This window comes from Idiomarina aquatica (genome assembly GCF_003987185.1).
Taxonomy (GTDB): Bacteria; Pseudomonadota; Gammaproteobacteria; order Enterobacterales; family Alteromonadaceae; genus Idiomarina; species Idiomarina aquatica.
Map to the genome: position 1 here is coordinate 160,265 of NZ_PIPS01000002.1, position 12,708 is coordinate 172,972.

Annotated in this window: 11 protein-coding genes and 1 pseudogene; 10 read left to right on the forward strand and 2 right to left on the reverse strand. The window is 50.7% G+C overall.

From position 1 onward, the window contains the following. Positions 1-399: 399 nt before the first annotated feature. A pseudogene (locus CWE23_RS13990) lies at positions 400-693 on the forward strand (GGDEF domain-containing protein); the annotation flags it as partial. Beyond that, a complete protein-coding gene (locus CWE23_RS13995) occupies positions 608-961 on the forward strand; it encodes a GGDEF domain-containing protein (RefSeq protein ID WP_420809957.1) in 354 nt (117 codons plus the stop codon). The pseudogene CWE23_RS13990 and the gene CWE23_RS13995, both read left to right, overlap by 86 nt. Here the strand turns inward: CWE23_RS13995 and CWE23_RS07660 are convergent. After that, a complete protein-coding gene (locus CWE23_RS07660) occupies positions 955-3,633 on the reverse strand; it encodes a putative bifunctional diguanylate cyclase/phosphodiesterase (protein WP_126819929.1) in 2,679 nt (892 codons plus the stop codon). The genes CWE23_RS13995 and CWE23_RS07660 overlap by 7 nt on opposite strands. 300 nt (positions 3,634-3,933) lie before the next feature. On the opposite strand from CWE23_RS07660, the gene CWE23_RS07665 reads away from it, so the two are divergent. The 4 genes from CWE23_RS07665 (at position 3,934) to CWE23_RS07680 (ending at position 7,719) form a co-directional block, all read left to right on the forward strand. Further along, positions 3,934-4,140, forward strand: a complete 207-nt coding sequence (locus CWE23_RS07665; RefSeq protein ID WP_241970608.1) for a helix-turn-helix domain-containing protein — start codon at positions 3,934-3,936, stop codon at positions 4,138-4,140. Positions 4,141-4,198: 58 nt separating this feature from the next. After that, positions 4,199-4,645: a YchJ family protein gene (locus tag CWE23_RS07670; protein WP_126819930.1), complete on the forward strand. Its 447-nt coding sequence runs from the start codon at positions 4,199-4,201 to the stop codon at positions 4,643-4,645. Next, on the forward strand, positions 4,642-5,205 hold the full coding sequence (locus CWE23_RS07675) for a manganese efflux pump MntP (RefSeq protein WP_126819931.1): 564 nt from the start codon (positions 4,642-4,644) through the stop codon (positions 5,203-5,205). The genes CWE23_RS07670 and CWE23_RS07675 overlap by 4 nt, the downstream gene beginning before the upstream one ends. A gap of 132 nt (positions 5,206-5,337) precedes the next feature. Next, a complete protein-coding gene (locus tag CWE23_RS07680) occupies positions 5,338-7,719 on the forward strand; it encodes a TonB-dependent receptor domain-containing protein (RefSeq protein ID WP_241970583.1) in 2,382 nt (793 codons plus the stop codon). A gap of 40 nt (positions 7,720-7,759) precedes the next feature. Here the strand turns inward: CWE23_RS07680 and CWE23_RS07685 are convergent, their stop codons facing one another. Further along, on the reverse strand, positions 7,760-8,224 hold the full coding sequence (locus CWE23_RS07685) for a DUF4199 domain-containing protein (protein ID WP_126819932.1): 465 nt from the start codon (positions 8,222-8,224) through the stop codon (positions 7,760-7,762). 93 nt (positions 8,225-8,317) lie between these two features. Between CWE23_RS07685 and CWE23_RS07690 the strand changes: the two genes are divergently transcribed. The 4 genes from CWE23_RS07690 (at position 8,318) to CWE23_RS07705 (ending at position 12,708) form a co-directional block, all read left to right on the forward strand. Continuing rightward, positions 8,318-10,213, forward strand: a complete 1,896-nt coding sequence (locus CWE23_RS07690) for a GGDEF domain-containing protein (RefSeq protein WP_126819933.1) — start codon at positions 8,318-8,320, stop codon at positions 10,211-10,213. A gap of 27 nt (positions 10,214-10,240) precedes the next feature. Next, positions 10,241-10,600 carry a diacylglycerol kinase gene (locus CWE23_RS07695; RefSeq protein ID WP_105306704.1) on the forward strand — a complete coding sequence of 120 codons (360 nt, stop codon included), beginning with the start codon at positions 10,241-10,243 and terminating at the stop codon, positions 10,598-10,600. Positions 10,601-10,747: 147 nt separating this feature from the next. Continuing rightward, positions 10,748-11,365 (forward strand): thermostable hemolysin, encoded by a 618-nt coding sequence (locus CWE23_RS07700; protein ID WP_126819934.1) that lies wholly within the window; start codon positions 10,748-10,750, stop codon positions 11,363-11,365. Continuing rightward, complete coding sequence (locus CWE23_RS07705; protein ID WP_126819935.1) at positions 11,356-12,708, forward strand: AMP-binding protein; 1,353 nt, start codon at positions 11,356-11,358, stop codon at positions 12,706-12,708. Before CWE23_RS07700 ends, CWE23_RS07705 begins: the two co-directional genes overlap by 10 nt.

The window sequence follows — 12,708 nt, forward strand, 5'->3', positions numbered from 1 at the left end:
GTTGATATTGCGTTCTTTGTGCTTTTTCTCTGGCTTAATTCGCCAATCCTTGCCTGGATAAATGTTCTTAGCGTGCTGATGTATGCCGGTGGCTATTTTGCTTACAAGTATCGGCGGAATGAACTTGGCAGCCTGCTGATCTGGGGCGAAGTTATCGGACATTCCGCGTTGGGGACGCTGTTGATCGGCTGGGACAGCGGCTTTCATTATTTCCTGCTGATGTTCGTACCGATTTTACCGGTTACCTCCACCCGTAAACGCGCCATTATTATGCTGCTCATGCTCTGGGGCTATTACATTGGTCTTTATTTAATGATGCAGGTGCTAAGTCCGTTACAGCCTGTGCCATCAGCGGCGTTGTCAATGGTTAACGTGTTTAACTTCAGCGTGGTATTTGCCATGTTCAGTTACCTCGCTTTTTTCTACGTCAAAACCATTGGTCTCGCGCAGCAACAGCTTAAATTCGCCGCCTCGCGGGATCCCTTGACCGGTCTGTTCAACCGTCGTCATATGGGCGATATTGTTAATAGCCTGATGAAACGTGTCGAAAAACACAACCACGCGCTGAGCGTGGCATTGATCGACCTGGATCGATTTAAAATGATCAATGACCTTCAGGGCCACAGTACGGGCGATAAAATTTTGGAAGATACCGCCAAACTGCTGGAAAACTCCATACGCCCCGGTGATTTGGTGGCGCGCTGGGGGGGGGGAAGAGTTTCTGCTGTTGCTACCGGGCACCTCCATCGTTCAGGCGCGCGAGGTTGCCGAACGAATTCGCAAAACCATCGAGAGTTATGGTTGGGAGCAGGTGATTGGCGATTCACTGACGGTAACCGCCAGCATCGGTGTGGCACAGCTTAAGTCCGGTGAAACCTTTAATTGTGCCGTAAAAAACGCAGACGTTGCGCTATATAAAAGCAAAGCTGCCGGCAGAAATTTAGTGATGAGCTATCACTGATTTACGCCATCCGCTGGATCGTTAATATTCAGCAAGGGACCGCGCTGCAGTAATGCGCTTAGATCATCCAGTGGCATGGGCTTAGCGTAGCCAAAGCCCTGCAGATACTGGCAGCCCGCGGCGCCGAAGTAATGGGCCTGGACTTGGGTTTCTATCCCTTCAATGACGATGCGTTTGCCCACAGAGTGGGCAAGTGTGATGATCGAACTGACCAACGGGTAGTGCCCCTCTGACTGCTCTACCTGCATAGTGAAAGCGCGATCGATCTTAAGGGTATCTACCGGCAGAGTATTTAAGTAAGACAAGCTTGAGTATCCGGTACCAAAGTCGTCAATCGCAATCTTTATTCCCTGATCACGAAGCCGGTTGAGCTGTTGATTGATAAAGTGCAGATCGCGAATAAACACGCTTTCAGTGATTTCGATACAGAGTTGCTTGAGTGCAAAACCGGTTTTGGTTGCCAATTTTTGCAACTCCAGAGGCATGTCCGAAACATGAAAATGGTGCGCAGAAATATTGACGGACAGGGTCAATGAGTGTTGCTTTGATAACTCAGCAAGATCAGTCATGGCTTGCAAAAGTACCCACTCGGAAAGCTGTTTGATTTGGCCCGTTTGTTCGGCGAGCGGAATAAACAGCGCTGGCGGCACCACCGAACCATCCGCTTTATACCAGCGAGCCAGAGCTTCGACCGCGACAATGCGGCCGTCAGTTGCGGCGACAATCGGCTGATAAAAGACGCGAAGTTCGCTCGCATCTAAGGCGTCCTGCAATTCATTCCGTAAGGTCAAAGAGCGCTGATAGTGTTTTGCCATGTCGACGTTGAAAAGTCGATAATTGTTGCCGCCAAGCTCTTTAGCTGCCGTCATGGCGACATCGGCGGATTGAATGGCCTCGCTTGCTGAATGAGTGTGACGATCAACCGCGTAAACGCCGATACTGGCGGTCAGGTGGAGGGTGAAACCCTGAATGGTCAGTTTTTCGCGAATGGTTGCCAGCATCGACTGACATAAGGCGTCGATGTTAAACGCATCGGCACGGTGAACGAAAACAATGAACTCATCACTGCTAAAACGAGCAATGCTGCTTTTTTTCGGTGCCCGTTGTTTTAGCCGTTCGGCAATGGCAACCAATACCTGATTTCCGGTACTGATGCCGAGGCTGTCATTAATGGGCTTAAAGCCATCCAGATCGATGAACAATACCCAACCGCTTGCGTTACGGGAGTCGATGGCCTGTTGCAGGAGTTTTTCTAAATGCGGACGACGAAATAGGCGCGTGACAGTATCCTGCGTCGCCAGTATCTGCAGACGCCGATTCGACATCAGCGCGAAGGTCAGAACGATGGCGAAAATAAAACCGGACAACAATATCAACTGATGCATCTTGACCGAACTGGAGATGAGTCCCGGGCGTGCCAGAACCGCATAGATGGTTAGTGGGTAGCCGACCTCGAGCTGATACTGACGCTGCACCACGACACTGCTGTTTTCGATCAACCAGAGCGACTGCTCGCTATTCAGTGCATCAGGTTCGTCACTGATGTAGGTGTTGTTGCCAATTCGAACGATTTTTGTGAACACATCAAAATAGGAATCGCTGATCGACGCCATCGACCTGGCGACGTCCAGGTGAAAGATAATAAAGGAGCGAGTTTCCGGTAGTGCAAGCTTTGCAGCCATCAGCGCTGTCGGCAGGGATGCCTGGCGATCGAGCGTGAGTTTAAAACCGGCATCAATCGTGCTTAACCAGCGCTGATAAAATGGCGTGGCAATGTGCTCATAGTTTTGGTCGGATTCGCTCGGGCTTTGCCAGATGATGTTGTCATTTTGAACGATGCTGATGGCATCAATATTACTGGCATCCTTTTGCAACCTTAACGCATCATTATACAGAACGTAATGCGGAGCCTCGCGGTTACTGACAACCCGTTCGGCATAGCGGGCCAGTAATGCCTCGTTATGCGCAATGGTCTTGTCCAGCGCCTCTCCGGTTTGTTGTATGGAGAGTATACCGCGTTGCTGAATATCACTGAGCTCCGCCGCAGTAAGATACACCCAAAACGAAATAGCAACGCTTTGTACCAACAACGCCGGAAACCAGGCCACTGCCGAGCGCGATAGTTGGGTTCGTCCAGACAACAGATGAGCGATGACTATTGCGATGGCAATCAGCACGATCATCAACGCGAAGATACTGAGCTCGAAAATATTGTTGGCGGCGATTAATTTGTGATCGGTAAACCAGATTTCTGCCAGCGCCGTACAACCGAGAACTATGCCGAAGCTGGCGGTAACGATTGCCTGTGGCCAACTTAATCGGTGCATTCGAAAGGTCGCGAAATAAATGCCGACCAGCAATAGGTTTACAATCATTACGTCGGGAGGTTGGTGAAACTGCGCCGATACGGCCTGTAACCCCCCAAACCAGAGCAACAGCGCGTAGGCGGCGCAACATAAACCGCAAAGTCGGGCCAACAAGGTTTTATTTAATGTGATGAAGATCAAACTGGCGCCAATAAACAAACCGGGCGCTGAGCCCAAGGCGGTAAGCACGGGTAGCGTGGATTCTTTTAAGACAACCTGATTAACGAAACCTGCTGCGCCCAACAACATCGCAAGGAGTGCGATATTGGTCAATATGGATAAAAGCAGTGCTCGATTAATCGGCATAGTAATTACTGGCTATAGGCTTTGACAAAGGCGAAGGGTAAACGCAAACGAAAACAACTACAACGGCTATTACTAGGTTGGTGTAAATAAAATGTTATATTTTGTTTCATTGTCAGCTATAAAGATCGTTTAATTCGATTTTTTGCATTGATAAAACTCAAGCTTTGGTGTTTTGTACCTATATGAGTCAGGCGGTATTGTATTGAGCGTTCCCTCAATTTTATGAAGATGGGATCATAAACTCTGTTTATTGTCGGCTGAAAAACCTTTATGTGTATTGATATTAAAACAGCGTTTGGTATGGCAGTAAAAGTGAAGCGAGTGGAGTGTAGGTTGTCACAGGAGCAACTCGCAAATGGAGCTGACATGGCTCGTTCGTTTATCTCACGAGTCGAGCGCGGGACAGCGAACCCTTCTGTTTCCTCGGTGATGAAGATAGCTGCTACACTTAGGTGTGTGCCATCGGAATTGTGGTTGCGGGCTGAGGCTTACCTGGAAGATAAGTAGAAAAAAAAGCAACTAACTGGCAAACTGTGGCGATATTTTTTCCACAGTTTGTTTTTTTATGTCTGACTTAACATCCCAACGGCAATGCTATTGCGGTTCTGAGTTCCCTTATCGGCAATGTTGTCAGCCGCTGCATAATGGTCGTGTGCAAGCGGATCGCCCTGAACAGCTGATGCGTTCACGTTACAGTGCGTTTGTGCTAACCCTCACTGATTATTTGCTCGCCACCTGGCATCCCCGTACCCGTCCTGCGACACTGGATTTATCGGACAACCCTCAATGGATAAAGCTTCAGGTTGTGTCCGCATCACAATCATTGACAACCGGCAAAGTCCATTTCAGAGCATTTTACCGTGAACAGGGCTCGGTTGGTTTTATGGAAGAACACTCCGACTTCGTCAACCACGAGGGGACTTGGTATTACCTGAAAGGTGATGTCCGTGGAGTAAAGCCGTTTGTGCTAGAATGCGGCGCGTTTTTTATTGGGTGGAATAAATCCTCATGAGCTCTGTTGCGCTTATCTTACTTGCTTTTGCCATGTCCACTGACGCCTTTGCCGCGGCAATTGGAAAGGGCGCTGCGCTACGCAAGCCGAAGTTCAGTCAGGCGCTGAAAATTGGTGTGTTGTTCGGTGTGATTGAAGGAACAACGCCATTGATCGGCTGGCTGATTGGCTACTCCGCTAAAGGTTATGTGCAAGCCTGGGATCATTGGCTGGCGTTTGCGTTGCTGACACTCCTTGGTCTGCATATGATCTACGAAGGGTGTAAACCAGGGCTTGATAATGACCCTGATAACGCGCCCGCCACGCCGCTGTTTAAATTGATACTCACCGCCATTGGCACCAGCATTGATGCGTTGACGGTCGGTATCACGCTCGCCTTTATGGACGTCAATATTTGGCTTGCCGCCGGACTGATTGGTGCGGCTACCACCATTATGGTCACCATCGGTGTATTGGTCGGCCGGGTCGTCAGTCGGTGGTTGGGCCACCGTGCCGAGATTGGTGGTGGTTTGACATTGATCGTTATTGGTGTGTGGGTGTTATACAGCCATACCCTCTAGAGCTTAGTGTTAAGTATTCATAAAAACAGCTGTTAAAAAATATCAATACAAATAGGAATAATTCGCATTTACGTTATTTTGTTCTCCCAGTAGAATGTCGCTCACTATCATAACGACAAAGGGATTGAACCAATGAAACACTTTATGCCCAGTGCTCTGACACTGGCGTTAGCGGCCAATTTTGTAGCGACGACGGTTGTGGCAGATGACGGCACTATCGACAGCCAGGAGATGGAACGAATGGTGGTCACCGCGTCCGGGTTTGAGCAAAAGTTAACGGAAGCACCGGCCAGTATTTCGGTCATTACCAATGAGGAAATCCGATTACGCGCGTTTACTTCACTGTTGGATGCGGTCAAATTTCAGGAAGGCATCGATATTGGTACATCACGGGATAAAACCGGTCAGGGCAGTATCAGTATGCGCGGTTTAACCGGCGAATATACGCTGATTCTGGTGGACGGCGTACGGCAAAATAATCACGGTGATATCTATCCCAACAACTTTGGCGGTAACGCGTTTAATCATATCCCGCCTCTGGCAGCTATCGATCGTATTGAGGTGATCCGTGGTCCGGCTTCAACCTTATATGGCGCGGATGCGCTCGGTGGTGTCATCAACGTGATCACCAAAAAACACACCAATGAGTGGACAGGGTCCGTCAGTTTTGGCCGCAGTGTACAAAGCAATGATGATTTCGGCGATGATTTTACCTCCGATTTCAGCCTAAGTGGGCCGTTGATTAAGGATAAGCTCACGTTGGGGTTGCGTGGCAGCTTGTACGATCAACAGGCGTCCAGCCCTGAATTTGAACCGGCGGTTGACCCTAATGGTGTCGTGCATGTGCGGCAGTTGGGCTTTGGTAGTGGTGGTCGTACGGTCGATAACAGTGACGAACACTACGGTTTCTCTCTTTCTTATACACCCGTCGCCAATCAGCACATTAAGTTTAACTACGATGATTCCCATCAGTCGTACGATAACAGCCCAAGCTATGACCTTGAAACCGATACCATCACCTATCCGCTGGGTACCAAGGACAGCATTGAGTCAATCTGGCAGGCACGGGGCGGAACGGTAGCGCCGCGGGCAGGCTATGCCGAAGATCAAAGTTATGACCGCCGTTGGTGGTCGCTGATTTATGATGCGGATTGGTCGATGGCTTCGACCAGGATGGCGTTGTCTTATGTCGATACTGAGAATAATGGACGCACGTTGCCGCTCAGTGTTGCCGAACGTTTGCTGTTACAACAGATGTACGATGGTACCGGTGACTACCGTGGTTTGAGCGAACCGCAACGCCGCCAACTTGCCGAGCAAACGTTCTTGCCACGTCCTGCGCGGCCGTTGCAAAGCAGCCAATACACCGTTGATGTGCGGGTTGATATTCCGCTGGAAAACCTTGCCGGTCACCATAACCTGGTGTTGGGCGGGCAGCTAATTGACGGCGAATTGAAAGATGGCGTATTTGGACTCGAGCAAGGCATGGCCGGCGCGGTTCAGGAGCAACAGATGTACTCGCTGTTTGCGGAAGACAACTGGATGCCGGTGGCGGATTTTACGCTGACCGCAGGGGTTCGTTACGATCATCATGATGTGTTTGGCAGCCAGGTTTCGCCCCGGCTCTATGGTGTCTACAACCTGTCCTCTGAGTGGACGTTAAAAGGCGGTGTCAGCACCGGCTACAAAACGCCAAAGACCACTGACTTGTATGACGGTATCACCGGTTTTGGCGGACAGGGCACGATTCCCTTTGCCGGTAATCCAGAACTTGAGCCAGAAACCAGCGTCAACTCAGAGTTAGCGCTTTACTGGAACGCGGCGGGCGCTGACCATAGCGTTAATATAACTTATTTTAACACCCGTTTTGACGACAAAATTGCCCGTGGCGATACGGTTCAAAGTTGCGAGGTGACGGCGGGAGAGCGACCTTGTGTCAACTTGGGTCAGTATCAGCAATTGGGCTACGACAGTTTCAGTCAGGTGATTAACATTGATCGCGTCGACGTGCAGGGGGTTGAAGTTGCCGGCCGCTATGCGTTGAGTAACAGCTGGAGTTTGCGCGGTAATTACACCTGGACAGACAGCGAGCAGGTGACCGGCGCTCAGGCCGGGCAGCCGCTGACCAATACCGCCGAACACATGGCCAATATGTGGCTAGAGTGGCGTGCCAGTGAGCCGTTGCGTGTGTACTTGCAAGGCGAGCTGCGGTCGGATCGATACCGTGGCTACGATAACGTGACTGAACAGCAACAGTACTTTGAAAACTACAGTTTGTTGAATTTAGGCGCCAGTTATCAACTCAATCCGTACACGCAGATAAACGTACGCATCAATAACCTGCTGGATCGCGATTTTACCACCTATTCAACCACATACACCGACCTTGACGGTGACGGTGACTACGAGTATGTCACCGGTCGGGGCGCTGTCAGTGAGGTTGTTTTTACGGATGATTACAACGTTAAAGACAAAGCCCGTAACCTGTGGGTTGGGGTAACGGTAAACTTCTGAGCCGCTGATTATTACCGGTAACCTGCGCCATCGGCGCGGGTTACTGGCGTTTTAGAAAGACTGCCACTACGGCACTGGTAATGACGCCCATCCCTAACGCCCACACCGCAGACTGAAATGAGTAAGTCAGCAGGCTGAAATATTGATTAGCCCGGGTTTCACTCATCATCCCCGATGTCACTGCGTATTCCCGCATATTAGGAAAAAATTCCGGTGATATCACCGAGTGTACCAGCAGTTGCACTAAGGGCGATAAAACCGCGACGACGACCGAGATTTTCAAACCACTGACAAACCCCTGCCGCCATGACATTTTTCCGTCAGGCAAGGAGGAACGTTTGTCGCGTAACGCCAAGATATAAATAACAATGGCAACAACCGCGAATAGGTTGGTGACAATTGCATGGTACTCGATATTATCGGAATGTAGCCCGCTAGCCCGCTCAATCAGCATCCAGATAATGATGGCGACGGCAAACACTAACCCCCATTTTATTTCTTTCATAACGTTTCTCGGCAGTTTATTGTTGTTATTAGTATGCCTAATATTAGCATTTGTGTAGACTAGTTGTTGGGTTAAATAAAACATTTTCTGGTCATGGAACGAAGACAACAACAACGACGGTTGCAACGACGCGAGCGCCTTACCACCGCGTTATTGCTGAAAATCAGTATTTGGGCTATTTCAATTGTGGTGGTGGCGTCAGCGATTACTTTTATTACCACCTACAACGATGCCCGCAAACGCGTCATCGAACTGTTACAACAGGATTTAAAGCCAACCCTTGAACTTAATCAGGCGTTGTTCCGGCGCATTGAGCAGCACGGCGAAATTCTGACTGAACAGTTTTTACAACGGTATCAGTTGCTAAACGGCGCACACCAACCGTTACAACACTTTAATCAATGGTATGAAGAAACCTCGCCCGGGGTGGTGCGTTTAAAGCCGGAGTTCAATCGCGGCATTGCGGTTGAGCAAAGCCATTTTCAACACTTGAGTGCGTTTCTTGGTCCCCGAGAACAACCTCTGACCGACGAACTGAAAACTCGCGTTATCGCCGCTCAATATACGCTGAACGCGCTGGGTCCGGCTTGGCAAAATGTGGTCGGCAACACACATTTTTCTATGCCTGAAAATGTCCTCATTCTGTATTCACCAGAGTCTCCCTGGGGGTTGCTGGCGGATAAAGATTTGGTCATTACCGATTTTTCCGTGGTCAAGTCGACGCTGCAGAGCGAGAACCCCCAACGTGCGCCAAATTGGACTGGCTTGTATCATGATATTTCAGCGGATGTCTGGACCATCACCTACCAACGGCCTATTGATCTGAAGGGGCAGCATCTGGCAAACGCCAGCTTTGATATTGAGCTTGGTAGTCTGTTAACGGATTTAACCCAGCGAAAACGCCTAAACTCTGAGCACATGGTGCTGAATGCACGCGGCGATCTCATTGCGGCCTCCAATTTGTCGACAGAACAGATGCAGGATCGAGCAACGTTAACTGCTGACAATTACCAGGAGCCACTATTTCAGGCGGTCAATGATGTGATTGCCGACAACGCCTTTACCGAGAACCCGGCAGTGATCGAAAGTGACCGCAGTGAACAACTGATGATCATCGATAAAATCGCGGGTCCTGACTGGTGGCACGTAACCGTGTACCCGCTGGCAGAAATTCGTAAGCAAGCAATGGTGTTGCCATTACGACTGGTCGCCGCAGGTATCGGACTGGTGTTGCTAACCTTGCTGATGACCTATTTACTGGTTCGTCGGGAAGTGAGTAAGCCGTTGCAGGAGGTGGCGACGGTAGCTTCACTGATGGGGCAACGCAATTACCATGATGCATTGGCGCGACAGGCCGATGATATTAATGCGCGTGGAGAAGTGAAGCAGGCTCTGGATGCCTTTAAAACCATGGCCACACGATTTTTAGCGGCGCAGAATGACTTGGAGCAGCAGGTTGAGGCGCGCACCGCTGAACTGGCTGAAGCGAATAAACAATTGGATGCCATGGCATACCTGGATGGTTTAACGGGACTGCTGAACCGACGTGCCTTTGACCGTGACTTGGCGGCTGTCAAAAATAGCACGCAAGGTCATTATTTAATCATGGCGGATATTGATGAGTTCAAACCCTATAATGACAATTATGGTCATGAGGCCGGTGATCAGGCACTTAAAAAGATAGCTGCCCGACTGGTGGGCGAGACATCAGCCAACGTCTATCGCTATGGCGGCGAGGAGCTCGCGCTGATCATGCCGGCAGACTCCGGCGAACAGGTACATAACGAGCTGGAGAAATTACGTGAAGGCGTGGTCGAATTGGCGATACCGCATCATTACAAGCAGGCGGAACTGGCGGTATTAACCCTGAGTATGGGCGCAGCGCCCATCAATCCGCAGCAGAGTAATGAAGAGAACATTCGTCGCGCCGACCGGCAGCTTTATCACGCCAAACATCAGGGCCGCAACCGGGTTTGTGTCAGTTCCTAAATTACGATTTGCACAATGGAGCATTCGATGAAGCCAGGCTACACGGGCATTAAACGAGTTTGGAAAGCAACCTTTAATTCACTACGGGGCATTAAAAATGCCTGGTGTTACGAGGCTGCATTTCGTCAGGAAAGCCTGATGTGTCTGGTGTTAGTGCCCGTCGCGTTGCTGGTTGAGGCAACCCTTGCGGAGCGCTTATTGTTGTTTGCCAGTCTGTTTATTTTGCTCATCACTGAGTTGCTCAACTCGGCCATAGAAGCGGTTGTCGACCGGGTTGGCGCAGAGTTTCATGAGTTGAGCGGACGAGCCAAAGACATTGCCTCAGCAGCCGTGTTCTTTGCCTTGCTGTTTATGGCGGTGGTTTGGGTTGCAGTGTTGTTTTTTTAATAAAAAAACCGAAACCCGGGAACTTTCTAACGATCATACCAACCAGTAACACCCCAATCAGTTTAAGGTTTCCTTAAGTCTGTCTTAATAAAGTGGCGACATGAATGATGTTAGCGGCAATCTCCGCTAAGTTAAGGAGTGTTCATCATGCGTCACCACTGGATTATGCCTGACCATCCGTTACGTTCGCAGGTAGAGGCCTTCATTTGCGAGCGCTACTGGTTAAATTTTAAAGCCTGTTTACGGCAATTACCAAGCCATCTGCTGGCTGTATTTGATGAACAAACGGATAACCTCGATGGAAAGCTGGTAGCGGCTTGCGGCATTCAATTTGCTGACCAGCAGGTGTTGTTTTCGCAGGCTTATCTGGATCGAAGCCCTCAACATTATTGTATCGATGGACGGCCATTGCCCGGCTATGGACAGCTCGCCGAGGTCGGTTCTATGGCGGCAGTGGCGGTGGATTATTTGCCAAGCCTGTTTGGCGCCGTGATTGAGGCGCTGCAACCGCTGGGACGCACGGCGGTGATTTTTACAGCCACGCGAGCCTTGCAAAAATACTTTGCCCGCCAGGGTATTGTCCTGACCCAACTGGCTGAAGCCCGGCCAACTGCACTACCGGAATCGGTGCGTGACCTTTGGGGGAATTACTACCAGCATCAACCGTTGGTGCTGGCGGGTTGGCTGAAGCAGGGCGGTGTGTTTACCGCGCATAAACGCCCTATGACTAACGTTGTTGAGCAAGGACGTGCCGTATGTCAATAACCGAGTTTCAGGCACGCTTGCAGGCACACGCGCAGACAAGTCCGCCGCGGGTGGCGATCAGAACCGCAGACGCTGCCATTACCTACGGCGAATTATTGGCTGAAATACGCGCCCAACAAGCGCAACTTCAGACGCAGCAACAGAACGTCTATGTGCTCGAAGATACTGACCCGGTGGCGTGGATCGTCAAGGATCTGGCGCTGTTGTTTGCTGGCGGCGCCTGCGTCCCAATGCCACCTTTTTTCAGTCCCCGACAACGTCAATTTGTGTTGCAGCAACTTGAAGGCGAGGTCAGGTTACCGCCGTTAACGGCGAAAGTGACGTTCACCTCCGGAACCACCGGTGAACCGAAGGGTGTGTGTTTATCGGCAGACAATATTCTGCGGACCTTGCAGGCGTTATTGCAACGGCTGAGTGGTGTATCGGTTCAGCGGCACTTGTCACTGATGCCGCTGGCGGTGTTACTGGAAAACATAGCCGGTGTCTATCTGGCACTGTGGTTGGGGGCCGAAGTGGTGTTGCTGACGCCGGAGCAAACTGGATTACAGGGCTCGTCATCGTTAACCGCGGCGACGTTTTTTAGTGCCCTGAAACGGTATCAGCCGGATAGCTTGATCCTAACTCCGGCATTACTGCAGGCGGTGGTCACGGGGGTTGAGCAAAACTACCTGAGCGCAGCGCAGTTCTCATTACTCGCGGTGGGTGGTGCGCGTCTCTGCGATACATTGGAGCGACGTGCGCTGGCGCTGGGGTTACCGCTGTTGCAGGGCTATGGCTTGTCGGAGTTCAGCTCCGTTGTCACGCTTAATGTGCCGGGGAAATGCGTTCCGGGCAGCGTCGGGCCGCCGTTAAACCATGCACAAATTCATATTGATGACGGCGAGATTGTGGTTGCCGGGAATACCATGCTGGGTTACTTGGATAGCCCCGAAAGTTGGTTCCCGCAACGCATAAGAACCGGTGACCTGGGGCATTTTGATGAGGCTGGAAACCTCTTTATACGGGGTCGCCGCAAACACATCATTGTCACACCGTTTGGTCGCAATGTGGATCCCGAATGGCTTGAAACTGAGCTTTGTACGTCGACCGCGGTGCGTCAGGCTGCGGTGTTTGGTTCCGAGTCACTGCCACTGACGGCGCTTATCGTTGCGTCGACGCAGAGCAACGAGGAACTGATCAGCCAGGCATTGCTCGCCCTCAATCAGCAGTTACCCGATTATGCCCGTATTCAGCGATTTTTTGTGCTGGATGCGCCTTTTTCTGTCAGCAATCAGCAACTGACCGGTACCGGACGCTTGCGTCGAGCGGCCATCGCTGAAGCTTATCAATCACTTTTAACATGA

Excerpts from the sequence above, each read along its gene's own strand:
- CWE23_RS13995 (WP_420809957.1), top strand. The coding sequence starts at position 608 with ATGACCTTCAGGGCCACAGTACGGGCGATAAAATTTTGGAAGATACCG.
- CWE23_RS07660 (WP_126819929.1), bottom strand. The coding sequence starts at position 3,633 with ATGCCGATTAATCGAGCACTGCTTTTATCCATATTGACCAATATCGCA.
- CWE23_RS07665 (WP_241970608.1), top strand. The coding sequence starts at position 3,934 with ATGGCAGTAAAAGTGAAGCGAGTGGAGTGTAGGTTGTCACAGGAGCAA.
- CWE23_RS07670 (WP_126819930.1), top strand. The coding sequence starts at position 4,199 with ATGTCTGACTTAACATCCCAACGGCAATGCTATTGCGGTTCTGAGTTC.
- CWE23_RS07675 (WP_126819931.1), top strand. The coding sequence starts at position 4,642 with ATGAGCTCTGTTGCGCTTATCTTACTTGCTTTTGCCATGTCCACTGAC.
- CWE23_RS07680 (WP_241970583.1), top strand. The coding sequence starts at position 5,338 with ATGAAACACTTTATGCCCAGTGCTCTGACACTGGCGTTAGCGGCCAAT.
- CWE23_RS07685 (WP_126819932.1), bottom strand. The coding sequence starts at position 8,224 with ATGAAAGAAATAAAATGGGGGTTAGTGTTTGCCGTCGCCATCATTATC.
- CWE23_RS07690 (WP_126819933.1), top strand. The coding sequence starts at position 8,318 with ATGGAACGAAGACAACAACAACGACGGTTGCAACGACGCGAGCGCCTT.
- CWE23_RS07695 (WP_105306704.1), top strand. The coding sequence starts at position 10,241 with ATGAAGCCAGGCTACACGGGCATTAAACGAGTTTGGAAAGCAACCTTT.
- CWE23_RS07700 (WP_126819934.1), top strand. The coding sequence starts at position 10,748 with ATGCGTCACCACTGGATTATGCCTGACCATCCGTTACGTTCGCAGGTA.
- CWE23_RS07705 (WP_126819935.1), top strand. The coding sequence starts at position 11,356 with ATGTCAATAACCGAGTTTCAGGCACGCTTGCAGGCACACGCGCAGACA.